The 16217-nt window shown below is 60.0% G+C and carries 13 protein-coding genes; 3 read left to right on the plus strand and 10 right to left on the minus strand.

What is annotated here, in order from left to right; all coding sequences use genetic code 11:
* Window positions 1–22: 22 nt before the first annotated feature.
* The 3 genes from DL88_RS03545 to DL88_RS03555 form a co-directional block, all read right to left on the minus strand.
* Entirely contained in the window at window positions 23–1078 is a 1056-nt protein-coding gene (locus DL88_RS03545; protein WP_034991712.1) for a sensor histidine kinase, read from the minus strand.
* 166 nt (window positions 1079–1244) lie between these two features.
* The gene (locus DL88_RS03550) at window positions 1245–1682 is read right to left on the minus strand and encodes a response regulator (RefSeq protein ID WP_034991714.1); all 438 of its coding nucleotides are present in this window, start codon (window positions 1680–1682) and stop codon (window positions 1245–1247) included.
* Between the two features lie 189 nt (window positions 1683–1871).
* Window positions 1872–3455 carry a sensor histidine kinase gene (locus DL88_RS03555; protein ID WP_169741530.1) on the minus strand — a complete coding sequence of 528 codons (1584 nt, stop codon included), beginning with the start codon at window positions 3453–3455 and terminating at the stop codon, window positions 1872–1874.
* 438 nt (window positions 3456–3893) lie between these two features.
* On the opposite strand from DL88_RS03555, the gene mog reads away from it, so the two are divergent.
* The 3 genes from mog to DL88_RS03570 all read left to right on the plus strand — a co-directional run bounded on the left by mog (window position 3894) and on the right by DL88_RS03570 (window position 8137).
* A complete protein-coding gene (gene mog / locus DL88_RS03560) occupies window positions 3894–4475 on the plus strand; it encodes a molybdopterin adenylyltransferase (RefSeq protein ID WP_156970914.1) in 582 nt (193 codons plus the stop codon).
* A 267-nt stretch (window positions 4476–4742) separates the two neighbouring features.
* Window positions 4743–7250, plus strand: a complete 2508-nt coding sequence (locus tag DL88_RS03565; RefSeq protein ID WP_034991716.1) for a circularly permuted type 2 ATP-grasp protein — start codon at window positions 4743–4745, stop codon at window positions 7248–7250.
* The gene (locus DL88_RS03570; RefSeq protein WP_034991718.1) at window positions 7247–8137 is read left to right on the plus strand and encodes a transglutaminase family protein; all 891 of its coding nucleotides are present in this window, start codon (window positions 7247–7249) and stop codon (window positions 8135–8137) included. Before DL88_RS03565 ends, DL88_RS03570 begins: the two co-directional genes overlap by 4 nt.
* Window positions 8138–8159: 22 nt before the next feature.
* Here DL88_RS03570 and DL88_RS03575 read toward each other — a convergent pair whose 3' ends face one another.
* From DL88_RS03575 to DL88_RS03605, 7 genes are all read right to left on the minus strand, one after another.
* Entirely contained in the window at window positions 8160–9203 is a 1044-nt protein-coding gene (locus DL88_RS03575; protein WP_034991721.1) for a sulfite exporter TauE/SafE family protein, read from the minus strand.
* 346 nt (window positions 9204–9549) lie between these two features.
* Window positions 9550–10365, minus strand: a complete 816-nt coding sequence (locus DL88_RS03580) for an enoyl-CoA hydratase/isomerase family protein (protein ID WP_034991724.1) — start codon at window positions 10363–10365, stop codon at window positions 9550–9552.
* Between the two features lie 12 nt (window positions 10366–10377).
* On the minus strand, window positions 10378–11034 hold the full coding sequence (locus DL88_RS03585) for a 3-oxoacid CoA-transferase subunit B (RefSeq protein ID WP_034991727.1): 657 nt from the start codon (window positions 11032–11034) through the stop codon (window positions 10378–10380).
* A gap of 30 nt (window positions 11035–11064) precedes the next feature.
* Window positions 11065–11739 (minus strand): CoA transferase subunit A, encoded by a 675-nt coding sequence (locus DL88_RS03590; protein WP_034991730.1) that lies wholly within the window; start codon window positions 11737–11739, stop codon window positions 11065–11067.
* Between the two features lie 453 nt (window positions 11740–12192).
* The gene (locus tag DL88_RS03595) at window positions 12193–13128 is read right to left on the minus strand and encodes an electron transfer flavoprotein subunit alpha/FixB family protein (protein WP_034991732.1); all 936 of its coding nucleotides are present in this window, start codon (window positions 13126–13128) and stop codon (window positions 12193–12195) included.
* 97 nt (window positions 13129–13225) lie between these two features.
* Window positions 13226–13972 (minus strand): electron transfer flavoprotein subunit beta/FixA family protein, encoded by a 747-nt coding sequence (locus tag DL88_RS03600; protein ID WP_034992256.1) that lies wholly within the window; start codon window positions 13970–13972, stop codon window positions 13226–13228.
* A 227-nt stretch (window positions 13973–14199) separates the two neighbouring features.
* Window positions 14200–15969 (minus strand): acyl-CoA dehydrogenase C-terminal domain-containing protein, encoded by a 1770-nt coding sequence (locus tag DL88_RS03605; RefSeq protein WP_034991734.1) that lies wholly within the window; start codon window positions 15967–15969, stop codon window positions 14200–14202.
* Window positions 15970–16217 lie beyond the last annotated feature (248 nt).

The raw sequence follows: 16217 nt of genomic DNA on the forward strand, positions 1-16217 counted from the left end.
CCGAGGGGGTGCTTGGGCCTGCCTATGCGAGAGGCGCAGGGCTCGCAAGATTGAACAGAAGCGTGACGCGTGTGCCGGGCTGAAGCGGTGCGACCTCCATCACGCCGCCGATATTGGTGGCCATGGCCTTGATGATACGCGTCCCGAGACCGGTGCCTTTGACATGGATGTCCTTCTCCCAACCGATGCCATCGTCTTCGACAAAGAGCAGGGCCTGCGTTTCATCAATCCTCTTGATGCCAACCCTGATCTCTCCGTCTTCGCGATCCCGATAGGCATATTTCAGCGCATTGGTGACGAGCTCATTGACGATGACACCAAGCGAAACGGCATGATCCGTCGGCAGAGGGATCCTTTCGCCGGAAAAATGGATCCTGTGGGTTTGGGCATCGCCCACGGTCGCCTGCAATTCCGCGAGCAGTCCGTCCAGATAGGCGTGGAGATCGACGATACGAACATCATGGGATGTATAGAGGCAGCGGTGTATATTGGCGATGGCGAGAATGCGGTTTTGCGTCTCGTCGAGTACATTGCGTAAAGTCATATCCTCAATATGTGTACTCTGCATGCGTACCATGGCGCTGACGAGAGCCAGGCTGTTGGCGACGCGATGATTGACTTCCTTGAGCAATGTTTCCGCCCGTTCGAGTGCCCGCCGCGTTTCCTGTTCCGCACGTTCCTTTGCCGCTTGCAGCCTGCGCTTTTCGAGAGCCTGATACAGGACCGGAACGAGCAGCTGGAGGAAATCGCCGGAAACATCCTTCATGATGTAATCAGCGGCCCCGGCCTTCAATGCCTCGATGGCGACGCGCGGTTCTGCCGATGCGGTGACATAGACGACGGGAGGAGGGAAGGGGATGTCACTCATGGCCTGTAGAATATCGAGGCCGGTGCCAGTCGGGAGATGATGATCGAGGGCGATGATATCGAAACCGTCCTCGCGCAATCTTTTGAGACCCGTTTCACCATTCGGCGCAATCTCCACGATTAACCCGTTACGCTCGAGATTGCGCTGGATGAGCCGTGCCAATCCGGCGTCATCATCGATATAGAGAATTTTGACCGGCGCCGAATTCACGTCATCATCTCGCAATTGGGGATACGTTGTCAGAGAGTGAATTCACCAGTGGAGGCATTCGTATCACATCCCTCCGAATGGTGGCAGATGCAGCAAAAGTGGGGTTGAGGATCGGATGCGGGACGCATCTTGTGCCGTTGTCTGCAAGAAGACCATTCCGCTGCGTCTATGGGATCTGCATGACGGACAGAAACAGGCCCAATTGCCGGATCGCATTCGAAAAATTCTCGTAATCAACCGGCTTTGTAATATAGACATTGGCGCCCAGATCATAGCAGCGTTGAATCTCCCTCTGATCATCCGTCGTCGTGAGTACGATGACGGGCGCGCGTTTAAGCGACTCGCAAGATTTGACTTTCTGCAGAATATCGATGCCCGTCATATCCGGCAGGTTGAGGTCCAGGAGAATGAGCGGGGCCTGATTACTGTTCACCATGCCCTGGCCATCGGGGCCGAGCAGAAAGGCGAGCGCCGGCGTGCCATGCGTGAATGCGCGGATCTCATTTCTGACACCCGCCCGGCGGATATTCTTTTCAATGAGACGGGCATGCCCTTCGTCGTCTTCGATCATGATGATGAGAACGGGTTTTGCCTGGTCGTCCATGCGTTATTATCCGGGAAATCACTGGAGGAAACGGCTTGTCCACGATTGAGGACCGTCAGCGTGAAACCGGACAGAGAGGGCACGCCTTGGCAGTCCTGCCATTTCGTCATCTTGTGCCTTACATCATTGTCTGATGTTTGGCGAAGGAATCCATTTAAAAGGCTTTGCGTCGCCAAATCCGGGATCGGCCTATTCGAATTTTCTGGCCACCAAGGGCATGGTGATTTGGAAGATGGAACCCTGGCCGAGTGTCGAGACGACCTTTATGTCTCCACCGAGACGGTGCAGCAAGGCGCGTACATGGGCGAGCCCTAATCCTTCGCCAGGCTGATCCTGCGCGCCGGACCGGCGGAACAATTCGAAAATGCGTTCGTGGTCCTGGGGAGCGATGCCGCGGCCATTGTCCTCGACCTCGATGAGGACCCGTTTTCCCGAGACCTTACCGCGAATGGTGACATGCAGCGGGCGTGCCGGAATACGATATTTAATGCTGTTGTCGAGAAGATTGCCGAAAATCTGGTCGAGCGCCAAACGATCGGAAATGACCACCGGCAGCCGGTTCTCGATCATGATGCCTTCGCCACCTTCCCCGAATTGATGCCGGATGGCTCCGACAGCCTGCTCACAAACGTGGTTCAGATCGACCGGCTCGGCGGTAAGGACGCGGCGGCCCTCGCGCGACAGTTTGAGGATCGTGTTGATGAGCCCGTCCATTTTTGTGGTGGAGGTGCGGATGAATTGGAGAGCCTCGGGCATTTCCTCGTGAATGACGAATTTGGCTTCGTCGAGGAGCGCCGGTAAAGAATCGTCTTTCCCTTTTTCCAGCTTCTCGATGAATTCACGCAGGGTCGTGAGATTGGTGGAAAGTTCGCTCGTGAAACCCATCACATTGACGAGGGGGGCGCGCAGATCGTGGCTGACGATATAGGCGAAACGCTGAATCTCGCTGTTGGCGCGTAACAGATCGAGGGTCCGTTCCTCGACTTTCGCTTCAAGGGAATCATTCAGGATTTCGATGTCGCGCCGCGCGCTGATGATATTGTTGGTAAAGCGCAGGATAAGCCAGAAGACACCGGCGAGAACCAGGACGATGACCAGCGTGCTGCTGATCGTGACAAGGCGCAGGGCGAATACATTATCGTTCTGGCGCCGGAACCGTTCGTCGACGCGCCGATTTACATCAGTGTCGAGTTCGCCGACGAGCGTGCGCAAATTCTCCATTTGATAGAAGCCGCTGTTCGTCTTGACGAATTCGATGGCTTCTTGCCTTTTGCCGGCCTTCGTCAAGGCGATCGTTTCGCTCATCTCGTCCATCTTTCGCTGGCTTATCGTCACAAGGCGCGTGAAGAGTTCCTTGGTCCTCGGATTCTCTTGATAAACCGGATGGGTTTGCCGCAGCTTCTCGGGAAGCTGCTCTTTTGTGGCGTTGAAGGGTTCGAGGTAGCGTTCATCCTGGGTCAGGAGATAGCCACGCTGGCTCGATTCGGCATTTTGCAACAAGGTCAGGATTTGATTGGTCGTGGCCGCGCCGTCGCGCAGTCTGGAAAGATCGTTCATGTCATGATTGGTTGCGTTCAAGAGGATGAACGACGCCGCAACGATGATGAGCAGGCCGAGGCTGCCGATGACAAGAAGCAGGAGCGTGAGCGGGGAAAGCGGAGAATTGCGGTCGAGCACGGCGGGCAAAGCGGTTTGCTCTTGCTGCGGCATCCCCTGCGCCGGGACATTCTCCGGGTTCTTGGCTTGAGCCTCTGGGCTCGTGAAATCATTCATTTCCATCCCTTTCGCAACGCGAGGCGTCTGCCACGAGGCTTTCGCTTGGCCTGCGTCCTGAGATCGTTCCGGACGTGTGATTCGCGCAGGATTGAACCTGACGCGTGATCGTTCATTGAAGTCCGTATGGGCAATCGCGAAGGCGATCATTGCCGCAAACTGGAGGGTTTCGCCTCCGGCAGCAAAGGATGCACGGGGGATGCCTTTTGGAATGTGTTTCGTCGTGACTGTTCCGGTCAGTGCCGGTTCAAAAATGCCTGTTGATCCATTAAGTACAATGGAGCCTGTCGGCGGGGAGAGCAGCTCTTCGCTGGCGCGTCAGTCCCTCGTAACGCCTGTGCCCCGTGAGAGGGCCTTCCAGATTGGCTAGCGATGGAAGCGAAAGGCCTCGGCGCGGGTTGAGGGCGCGGGTTGAGAAGGACTTCAGGAGGAGATGCCATGAGCCAGGAGATTCAGGAAGCCGGATCAGCCGAGGCGGCGACAGCCGGTTCGACAAGCGCGATCATCGGCGTTGTAACCATTTCCGACCGCGCCTCGCTCGGCCTTTACGAGGATCGCAGTGGACCGGCGATCATCGCCTTTCTCGAGCGCGTGCTGGAAAGCCCCTTCGCCATTCTGCACAAGATCATCCCCGATGGCTTTGAATCGGTGCGCGATACGCTGATCACGCTTGCCGACGAAGATCGTTGCGATCTCATCTTGACCACCGGCGGCACGGGCCCGGCACCGCGCGACCTGACGCCCGAGGCGACGGAAGCGGCGGCGCCACGCATTCTGCCCGGCTTTGGAGAGTTGATGCGTAAGGTCAGTCTCGATGAAGTGCCGACGGCGATCCTGTCACGCCAGATTGCCGCTCATCGCGGGCCCTGTCTCATCATCAATCTGCCGGGCAAGCCTGCGGCGATCGAGACCTGCCTGAAGGCGGTGTTTCCGGCCGTGCCCTATTGTCTTGATCTGATCGGCGCCGCCCGGATCGAGACCAATCCCGCAGAGATCAGGGCATTCCGCCCGAAATCCTGAAATATTGGCCAAATGAGGGGGGCCGGGGCAGGGACGCCAGAATTTGGATACGAAGGTTCAGCCGCCTGAATAGCGATTCTCGGGGCAAAAATCCTTCATTGTGTCCAGTTTGAAGGGAAACGGGCCTGAAATTTTGTGAAAACCGACGCGGAAATCATCAAAATGGGCTCAAGTCCGCCTTTGGCTTGAGAATATTGAAGACGCCGGGCGTTCAAAATCGTATCACCCGCGTGAGCCTTTGTTTCAGGCCTGAGAGATTGTCTTCGCATGCGCGCCTCGAAGCAGATCCAAGCCCCCACCGCCGAGGATCGGCTGGCCCAATTGGCCACCGCCTATCGGCCGCTGCCGTTCATTCCTGATGAATTCGTCGACGAATGGGGCAAGCCACGGCCGCATTGGGTAAAATTCCTGCGTTCGCTCGGCGATCTCAGCGATGATGAGATCGCCCATCGTTTCGCCGCCGCCGACCGGCATATTCATGAGTCGGGCGTCTCCTATCGTATCTATGGCGATCTCAGCGAACGGACCTGGCCGTTGAGCCATGTGCCGCTGCTGATCGAAGCCGACGAATGGCGCGAGATCGCCACCGGCATCTGCCAGCGCGTACGCCTTCTCGAGGCCATTCTGCAGGATATTTACGGCGAGGGACGGCTCGTCGGTTCCGGCGCCCTTCCGGCGACGGCGATCACCGGCAGCGCGGATTACCTGCATCCGCTGCAGGGCGTGCGGCCACCGGGCGGCAAATATCTCTATCTCTATGCAGCCGATATCGGCCGCGGCCCCGATGGGCGCTGGTGGGTGCTCGGCGACCGCACCCAGGCACCGTCGGGCGCCGGTTATGCGCTCGCCAATCGTCTCGTTCTGTCGCGCGCCTTTCCCGGCCTTTACGGGGATATGAACATCGAGCGCCTCGCCCCATTCTTTCAGGCGTTCCGGGAGGGACTCATCGGCATGGCGCGCCGGTCCGATCCGCGCATCTGCCTGCTCACGCCGGGGCCCTTCAACGAGACCTATTTCGAACAGGCCTATCTCGCCCGTTATCTCGGTTTCCTGCTGGTCGAAGGCGGCGATCTCACCATGCGGGACGGTGAGGTGCATGTGCGCACGATCGCCGGCCTGAAACGCGCCGATGTGCTCTGGCGGCGCGTCGATTCGGATTTCTGCGACCCGCTCGAGCTCAATGCGCAATCGCGGCTCGGTGTGCCGGGTCTGATCGACAGTTTGCGTGAGGGCGGCGTGGTGGTTGCCAATGCGCTCGGCTCCGGAGTCCTCGAAGCGCCGGCCCTCATGAGCTTCATTCCGCGTCTCTGCCGCACGGTGCTCGGCGAGGAACTCGCCTTGCCGAATATCGCCACCTGGTGGTGCGGTCAGCCGCACGAGAGGGAAGATGTCATCAATTACATGGATGGCATGGCGATCACCGGCGCTTATGGCAATCCGGTGCTCGGCCGGCCGGCGCGCCAGCCCGTCGTCGGCATGACACTGACCCCGCAGGAAAAGGAACGGCTCGCCGCCGACATACGCCGGCGCGGTATCGACTATGTTGGACAGGAGGTCGTCAATCTCTCGACGACGCCGGTCTGGGAGGATGGCCGCCTCGTGCCGCGCCCCTTCGTTCTGCGCGTTTACGCGGCTTGTACGCCGAACGGCTGGAAGGTGATGCCCGGCGGTTTCTGCCGCATCTCCGACCGCGCCGACGCGCGCGCCGTCTCGATGGGTGAGGGCGTCCAATCCGCCGATGTCTGGGTTATCGCCGACAAACCGGTGGAAATGGTGACATTGCTGCCGGATGATGACAGCGTGCGTATACGCCGTCTGATGGGCAATCTGCCCTCGCGCGCCGCTGACAATCTGTTCTGGCTCGGACGCTATCTCGAGCGTACGGAAGCGACCTTGCGCCTCGTACGCTGCCTTGCCGGCAAGCTGATGGATCCGGATACACGCACCATCAATACGGGCCAGACGATCGATCGCGTTGGCGCTCTGTTGGTCGCCTGGGGCGCCGCGCCCGAAGAGCTCGAGGGCGACGCCTTCCTGCTCGTCGCTCAGGGACTCTATGGCAAGGAATATGGCTCGGTGGCGTCTCTCGTCGGCGAAAGCCGGCGCGCCGCTTCGTTTATCCGTGAGCGTCTTTCGCCTGATACTTGGCGGCTGATCAACGATCTCTACAGCGGGCTCACATTGGAACCGGCGGTGCCTGTGACCGAGGCGGATACGTTCGAGCGGGCCGATGCGGCGCTGCGCACCATCGCCGCGATCGCCGGCGTGTCGCTCGAAAATATGAACCGGGGCGCCGGCTGGCGTCTGCTCGATATGGGCCGCAGGGTGGAGCGGGGTATCAATACCTGCCGGTTCTCGCGGCATTTCACCGGGCCGGAAGCGGCCGCCGATGATTTCAGCGTGCTGCTCGATCTCATCGACTCGCAGATCACCTATCGCACGCGCTATCTTATGGGCGCCGCGCGGCATACAGTGCGCGACATGGCGGTGCTCGACCCCTATAATCCGCGCTCCGTCGCCTTCCAGATCGAGCGGCTCGACGAACATTTGCAGAATTTGCCGTTGCTCAGCGATGACGGCATGCTGGAAGAACCGCGCCGCCGCGTCGTGAAACTCGCGGCGGGGGTGGCGACGGCACAGGCGGCGCATCTTGGCACTGACGAGATTTTCGAGATCGAACAATCGCTTCTCTGTCTCGCCGATGCGATCGCCACGCGTTATTTCCTGCAAGGTCCGCATGCGGCGCGGGCCGACAAGACGAGCGGCCTCGCATGATTTACGAAGTGCGTCATGTCACGACCTATGCCTATGGTTCGACGGTCACTTTCTCGCATTGTCTCCTGCGCCTCCTGCCCAAGGACGGTCCGGGCCAGACGGTTTTCGTCACCGATCTCCTGATCGATCCGGCGCCCGCGCGGATCGAGGAACGTCTGTGTTTCTTCGGCAATAGGCTGACCTCGCTGACCATTGAGACTGCGCATCGCGCCTTGCGGGTCGAGGCGCGCAGCAGCGTTGAAGTGCGGCGCGATCCCCCGCCCGCCGAAAATCTCACGCGGGCCTGGGAGGATATTCGCGAGGAGGCTTTCGATACCTCGACGCTGGCGCCGGATTCCCCCGCGCATTTCCTGCATCCGAGCCGTTTCGTGCCTGCCTTCGAGCCTGCCGCCATTTATGCGAAGGAGAGTTTCGGCCGCGCCCGGCCGGTGCTCGCCGGTGCCGCCGAACTGATGTCACGCATACGCGCCGATTTCCGCTATGACCCGAAGGCGACGATCATTTCGACGCCTTTGTCCGAGGCCTTCGAGAAACGCCATGGTGTCTGTCAGGATTTCGCCCATATCATGATTGCCGGCCTGCGCGGCATTGGCCTGCCGGCGGCCTATATTTCCGGATACATCCGTACCATCCCGCCGCCGGGCCAGCCGCGCCTCGAGGGCGCCGATGCCATGCATGCCTGGGTCGCCGTCTGGTGCGGCGAGGAATGGGGATGGATTGGCCTCGATCCGACCAATGATATGATGATTGGCGATGATCATATCGTTCTCGCCAAAGGTCGCGATTATGCCGATATTTCGCCGGTCGCCGGTATCATTCTCGGTTCGCGCGAGCAGGATGTCGATGTATCCGTGGATGTCGTGCCGCAGGTGCAGGAAGAAGCCTGAAGGAAAGCGGGTTCGTTTCAGATCATCGCATGTTGACCGTATAGATGCGCACGCTCTGATCGGCGCCGTCGCGAATCTTCACTTCATAGCCGTGGCTGCTGAAGCCGAAGACTTCCTCGACAATGACGGCGGCGGCATCCTGCGCGAGTGCGAAGACGGCGGTCTGCAGGGGTTGCGGCAGGCTGGAAAGGGGAATCGAACGTTCGAAGGCGGCGTCATAAATGTGATTGATCGCTACGGAATAGGCGTGGTTCGGCGAAGAAACGCTGAATTCGGGCCGGCCGTTGTCGTTCTCATGCGCGAAACGGATGCCCTTTTCGAAAGCCAATTGATTGCTGGAGCCCAAAACCATGGCGACGCCCGCAAGGCACATCGCGCCATAGCCGAGGCGGCGAAAGAAAGACTCGCTGATGAAAGGCAAGAGATGCCGCATGATATGCGAGGCAAGCAATGCGGCCAGCGCAACGAGCAGGCCAGCGCAGAGAGCCTCTTTCGTCAACAGGCCGAAGCCGAGATAAAGCGCGAGCTTCATCGCATGGAGCAGCACTTCATTGGCGGCGCGGGTCGCGACAATTTCCTCCTTGCGCAATCCCGCATGTAGATAGAAACCATTGAAAACGAGCCCTACAGCGCCGGTAAAGCCCGAGATAAACCCTGCAAGGGCGCCGATCAGGGCAAGCATTGCGCGTGAGGGGGGATGCTGCACCTCAGGTCCGCTTGCCGGCGGACGCAGCAAAAAGAGAATGTTGGAAACGAGGAAGAAGCCGAGCAGCAGTTCGAGATAGACCGGCGAAATACGGGTGAGGAGCCAGGTGCCGGGGATTGCGCAGAGGAGCGCCGGAGGCACGAAGGATCGTGCGAAATCCCAGCGGATCGCCTGACGGAAGAGGATGAGGCGCGAGACCGAGTTCGTCATCGTGCCGAGGGAGAGTGCCGCCGGAATTTGCGTCGCGGGGAGGACGAGGCCGAGCAGCGGCAGCAGGACCAGGCCAGCGCCACCGCCGGCGACGGTGCTGATGCAGAAAGCGATCAGCGCGACGGCAAAGAGGAGAATATAAACACTCAAGGGAGGACGCTCCGTCCGGGTGTCTGCACTGGCCTGCCGTGACGCGGAAAAATTTTCTCGCTCAGCTTAGCCGAAAAAGCAGAATGTCCCTAGCACCCCGTCCATTACAATTTGTAAAGTTATTACCTCGGACTGAAAGAAGATATGCTTTTTACGGAGAGGTTTGATGCGTTTACAAATAATAGTGAACGCTGCTCTCAAGCCGGATTGATTAAGTCTGCTTGAATGAGCGCTCTTTTCTTGCCGAGCTCTCGCTTGATAGCATTGCTGCGTGTACGACCGTCCTGTGCCGTCTCTTCTTTCAGATTCTGAAAGTGCTTAATTCCATTTTGAAATGGCTTGAACCTCAGCTCCGGGGATCCTTGAAATCGGCCTTGCGCTTCTCGTTCCAAGCACGCATGCCCTCAGTGAATTCCTCGCCCCGGAAGCTTGCGGCGAAAGCCGCATCCACTTCGTCACGGCAGTCTTCGCCGCGCGCGATCCGGTCGAGGCTCCGTTTCATGCCTTGCACGGCGCTTGGCGCATTGTCTTCCAGGGCGGTGGCGAAAGCATTGAGCCTGGCGCCGAAGGTTTCCGGCGTCGCGATTTCGTCGAGAAAGCCGATGCGCAGCAGTTCCGCAGTTTCCATCGGCTGCGCGGTCAAAAACAGGCGTTTGGCGGCGGAGAGCCCGAGCTTTGCAATATAGCGGCGCTGGCCCGAATAATAGAAATGGATGCCGAGTTTCGCGGCGGGCATGATCAGCTTCATGCCGTCCATGCCGATGCGGAAATCGCAGGCAAGCGCGAGATCGGTGGCGCCGCCATAGACCGAACCGTTGAGCGCGCAGATAGTCGGAATGCGGATTTTCTCGACGCGGTCGCATAATTGGCTGAACAGCAATTCGCCGCGTTTCTCTTGGGCGCCGCTTTCCCGCCCGCCGTCATCCGCCGGCTTGGCCATGGCCTGCATGTCGTAGCCGGACGAAAAGGTACGCCCGGTGCCGGTCAGGATTAGCACGCGGATCGAACGATCGGTTTCGATCGTGTCGAAAAGTTTCGGCAGAAAGACCACGTCATCGCGCTCAAGCCGGTTGTGAAAGGCGGGGCGGTTGAGACGCAGAATCGCTCGCGCGCCTTCCTTGACGAGGATCGGCACGGAGCCCGAAAGGTCTGGCGTGGTCATTTCACTCGCCCGTTACTTGGCCGCGATCGGCATTTCGGTCACGACATCGGGGATGATCAGCCTGGCGGAGGTCTTATCGATAATATCCTCGACGCTGATGCCCGGCGCATATTCGCGCAGTACGAGGCCTTCTTCCGTCGGTTCGATGACGGCGAGATCGGTGACGATCAGGTCGATCCGCCGGTCCGCAGTGAGCGGCAGCGTGCATTTCGGCACGATTTTCGGCTGGCCCTTCGCAATATGCTGCATGGCGACGATGATGCGTTTGGCATTGGCCACGAGATCCATCGCGCCACCCATGCCGGGCACGATCTTGCCGGGCACCATCCAATTGGCGAGGCGGCCAGTCTCGTCGACTTCGAGGCCTCCGAGGACGCAGGTATCGACATGCCGGCGGATGAGGCCGAAGGACAAGGCGCTGTCGAGCGACATGGCGCCGGGGACCGCGGTGACGCAATTGCCGCCGGCATCGGTGAGATAGGGGTTTTCAGCGCCGGCAGGCGGACGCCCGCCCATACCGATGATGCCGTTTTCCGACTGGAACAAAACGCCGTCCTCGTGCTTGACGTAATGCGCGACGCCGGTCGGCAGGCCGATGCCGAGATTGACAAGCGTATGCGGCCGCAATTCCCGGGCGGTGCGGCGTTGAATGATTTCCTGATATTCCATGATTCTTCCGCTCCCTCGGATCCTGTCGGCTCAGTTCGGCTTGATCGGCCGGTTGCCCTGCGCCGGCACGAGGATATCGACGACGACACCGGGTGTTCTGACGAGGTCTGGTGAGATCGTGCCGACCGGCATGAATTCGAGCGCCTCGCATATGACCTGATCGGCGGCGAGCGCCATCAGCGGATTGAAATTCTGCGCGGTCAGTTGATAGGTGAGATTGCCCGTATAATCGGCCTGGGCGGCATGGATGAGCGCGAAATCGGCCTTGAGCGGCGGCATGTAAATCCAGTCTTCACCGTTCAGATGCACGGTTTCGCCGGCTTTGGCGGCGACCGTGCCGAGACCGGTCTTGGTGAGGACTCCGCCAAGACCATAGCCCGCGGCGCGGATCTGTTCGGCCAGCGTGCCCTGTGGCACGAGATCGACTTTGATCGTGCCGTCGATCATGCCTTTTTGCGTTTCCGGATTCAGGCCGATGTGAGATGTAATGACATGGGAGACGCAGCCCTCCCGGATGAGGCGGCCGATGCCCTGATTGACGCGATCATTGTCATTGGAAATGATCGTCAGGTTCTTCTTGCCCGCAGTAACCAGCGCCTCGATCAATGTATAGGGTGTGCCGCATCCCATGAAGCCGCCAATCATCAGGCTGGCGCCATCCGGAATTTGAGCAACGGCTTCCGCCGGTGTAATGGGGTTTTTCATCGCCTCAGCCGTTCTGTCTATCCGTTTAACCGGTCGCTAAAGGAATGCGTATCTGGCCGGGGATCAGGGAGTCCTGGTCCGCCGCTTGGTGCGTATCCATTCGCGCTGGTTGAACCGCGAGAATGCGCCGGGATAAACATCCCGGCGGGGTTTGTATCCGGCATCTACGAGGCGGTTTCAAAAAACGCAGCCCATTTCCGGTCCGCCTCGCCGAAAATCCTCACCAAAACTTGATAGGTGTCTTTTATGTCGGTTGTATCCGAAATCGATAGGGGCGCTTCCGAAAAGTGATCTGTCTTTAGAAAGACATGCGCATTCTGCACATGATCGCACCCTTCGCGTCCGCGACAGTGCGACGGCATGCCGCAAGGGCGCGGGACAACCAGCGCCAATGGAAGGCAGCATGCAATCTTGTTATCAGGTGAGAATGACGCCCGGCGGTGCGGGCCGATCTCAGCCGAGCGCTTTATCAAGTTCAGGAATGATCGTGAAGAGATCGCCGATCAGCGAATAATCGGCGATCTGCACGATCGGTGCGTCCTCATCCTTGTTGATGGCGACGATGACTTTTGAATCCTTCATACCGGCAAGATGCTGGATCGCACCGGAGAGACCGATCGCAATATAGAGCTCGGGCGCCACGATCTTGCCGGTCTGGCCGACCTGGAAATCGTTTGGTGCATAGCCGGCATCCACCGCCGCGCGCGAGGCGCCGACGGCGGCATGCAGCTTGTCGGCGAGGGGCAGCAGTACTTCGTTGAATTTCTCCGAGGAGCCGAGTGCCCGCCCGCCTGAAACCACGATGCGTGCGGCAGTCAGTTCCGGCCGGTCGCTCTTCGACAGGCTTTCGCTGACGAAAGCCGAACCGCTTTCGGCGGGAGTGACTGCGACCGTCTCGATCGGTGCTGCGGCCGTGCCCTCTTTGGCAGCAGGAAAGGCCGCGCCGCGCACGGTGATGACTTTCTTCGTATCCGTGCTTTCGACCGTCTCTATGGCATTGCCGGCATAGATTGGCCGTTCGAACGTATTCGGCGCAACGACCTTGATGATGTCGGAGATCTGCATGACATCGAGAAGAGCGGCGGCGCGCGGCAGAATATTCTTGCCGGAGGAGGTCGCCGGCGCGACGATCGCGTCATAATCCTTGGCGAGCGCGACGACGAGCGCGGCGGCAGGTTCGGCACGCTGATGATCGAGCGAAGGATCGTCGGCGAGGAGCACCTTGGCGACGCCTTCGAGTTTGGCTGCGGCCTCGGCTGCCGGTTTGGCGTTCGATCCGGCGATCAGTACATGCACATCGGCGCCGAGTTCGCGCGCGGCCGAGAGCGCGCGGGCGGTGGCGCTGCCGAGCGTTGCATTGTCATGGTCGGCGAGCAGGAGAGTTGTCATTGATAACCTCTGATAATCTCAAAAGTCGCGCGTTCCGTCATCGATGCGTGGCGCGTCTTCGTTGCAATGTCTGCGCAGGGCTTCGCGTGAAGACGCGTCACAATACGCCGGCGGCTTTGAGATCCTTCACCAGTTCCTCGGCGGAGGCGACCTTGATGCCGGGCTTGCGCGCCGGTGGCTCGCTGACCTTCAACACCTTGAGGCGTGGCGTGATGTCGATGCCGAAATCCTCCGGCTTCTTGACGTCGATCGCCTTCTTTTTCGCCTTCATAATATTGGGCAGGGTCGGATAGCGCGGATTGTTGAGACGCAGATCCGTGGTGACGATTGCCGGCAAAGTGAGCGCCAGGGTTTCGAGACCGCCATCGACCTCGCGCGTGACCGTCGCTCTATCGCCATCGACTTCCAGCTTGGAAGCGAAGGTCGCCTGCGGCCAGCCGAGAAGCCCCGCGAGCATCTGGCCGGTCTGGTTGGAATCGTCATCGATCGCCTGCTTGCCGAGAATGACGAGGCCGGGCTGCTCGGCGGCGATGATTGCTTGCAGGACCTTGGCGACGGCGAGAGGCTCGACCCGTTCTTCGGTCTCGACGAAGAGGCCGCGATCGGCGCCGAGCGCATAGGCCGACCGGATGATTTCCTGCGCCTTGGCGGGACCGATCGAGACGACGACGATCTCACTCGCCTTGCCCTTTTCCTTCAGCCGTATCGCTTCCTCGACCGCGATTTCGCAGAACGGATTGATGGACAATTTGACATTGGCCAGGTCGACGCCGGTGCCGTCGGCCTTCACGCGCGGGCGGACGTTGGCGTCGATCACCTGTTTGATCGGGACTAGGACTTTCATCATCTCATCTCGGGTTCGGTCCCTACTGGTGTTTTCCCGAAGGAAGCACCCAGGGAAAACACAGCGGGCGGGCTAGGCGGTTCTTATACCAAGTCTCAATGAGATTGACTCCTTGAGAATGAAACTCGGAGAATGAAACTCGAAGACTTGGTCCCCGCGACCGCGGGGTGGCGGTTTCCCGCCGGACCTCCCTGATCCCAAATGGTTGGGATCAGGGAGACGTGGTATTAAAAGGCGTCGGATTCGAGCGCCATCAGCGGTTTCGACCCGGCCTCGATCTGTTCGGCGAGGGAGGCCGTCTGCGGCAGGATGCGGCTTGTGAAAAATTCCGCAAGGGCCAGCTTGCGTTTGTCGCGCGAGTTCGCCGCCTCTCCCTTGGCGATGGTGGTGAGCGCCATGCGCAGCCAGAGCCAGCCGAAAGTGACGAGCGCGAAGAAGCGGAGATAGTCGTTCGCCGCGCCATTCTGGTCCGTGGCATTGGCGAAATCGCCCGCTTGCAGTTTCTTGGTCGTTGCCTGCAACTGTTCGAAGGCGGTCTTGAGTCGTTGGGCGATCGCGGCGGTGGCCGGCTGGCCGGCTGCCTGTGCGAGGGTCTCGCTGATGAACGCAAAGAAAGTGCCGACCGGTGCACCCGCGTCGAGCGTGAGCTTGCGCAGGACGAGATCCTGCGCCTGAATACCATTAGTGCCCTCGTAGATCATGGCGATGCGGGCGTCGCGCACGAATTGTTCCTGGCCCCATTCACGAATATAGCCATGGCCGCCGAGAACCTGCTGGCCGAGCACCGTGGTTTCGAAGCCGAAATCGGTGAAAGCCGCCTTGATGACCGGCGTGAGCAGAGCGATGAGGCCCGTGGCCGTCTTGCGCACCTCCGCGTCGGGATGGGTCTTTTCCTTGTCCATTTCGAGGGCGGTGAAGACGGTGAGCGCGCGCGCGGCCTCGATGAAGCTCAGCATGGTGAGGAGCATCTTGCGGACGTCGGGATGTTCGATGATCGTGCAAGTCTCCTTGCCGCCGGGCACGCGGCCCTGCTTGCGCTCCTTGGCATAGGCCGAGGCGGTCTGATAGGAGGCCTCGCCGAGGCCGAGACCCTGGACGCCGACGAACAGGCGTTCGGCATTCATCATGGTGAACATGGCATTGAGCCCGCGATTGGGCTCGCCGATCAGCCAGCCCTGGGCATCGTCATAATTCATCACGCAGGTCGCATGGCCATGAATGCCCATCTTGTGTTCGAGCGAGCCGACATTGACATTGTTGCGGGCCCCGAGCGTGCCATCCTCGTTGACGAGGAATTTGGGGCTGAGAAACAGGCTGATGCCGCGCGAGCCGGGAGGCGCGTCGGGCAGGCGGGCGAGCACCAGATGGATGACGTTTTCGGTCAGGTCCTGATCGCCGGAGGAGATGAAGATCTTGGAGCCGGAAATCGTATAGGAGCCGTCACCGCGCGGCTTCGCCGATGTCTTGAGAAGACCGAGATCGGAACCGGCCTGCGCCTCGGTGAGCGCCATGGCGCCGGACCAGGTGCCCTCGATCATTTTGGGCAGATATTTGCTCTTGATATCGGCGGGCGCATGGGCCTCGATCGTTTCCACCGCGCCGCGGGTGAGGCCGGCGACGAGGCCGAAGGAGAGGTTCGACCCCGACAGCATTTCATCGACGAGAATCTGGATGGTGCGCGGCAGGCCCTGGCCGCCATATTCGGGTTCGAGAGAGAGAGCCGGCCAGCCGCCTTCGACGAAAGCTTTATAGGCTTCCTTGAACCCCTTGGGCAGAGTGACGACGCCGTTTTCGAGGCGGCAACCCTCGATGTCGCCGCTGAGATTGATCGGCCGCAGCACATTGGAACAGAGCCTGCCGGCCTCCTCGAGCACGGTGCGGGCGAGGTCGACATTGACTTCGCTGTAGGGCGGCAATTCGGCAAAGACGCCATCCGCCTTGAAGATCTCCTCGAGGAGATAGACCATGTCATCGACGGGGGCATGATAATCGGGCATTTGTCTCTCCTGGCTGCACGATCTGTTCAGGCGGTGGGAACAGGCTGCGGCACCGCGCGGCGTGGCGGCCAGAGGACAACCGCCAGCGTTCGGTGCCGGCATGGCCGGTCCGGGGCGGATGCGTCTCCGCATCCGGTTTCAGAATGCGCCAGGATATTTGCGTCCGGCGCATGCTTTTTGTGGCGAAGCGCTTCGAAAAAACATCCGGGAGCGCTCGAAACAAACGTTTGTTCCAAATTTGGAAACAC

Origin of the sequence: Beijerinckia mobilis (assembly GCF_000745425.1) — a bacterium.
Taxonomy (GTDB): domain Bacteria; phylum Pseudomonadota; class Alphaproteobacteria; order Rhizobiales; family Beijerinckiaceae; genus Beijerinckia; species Beijerinckia mobilis.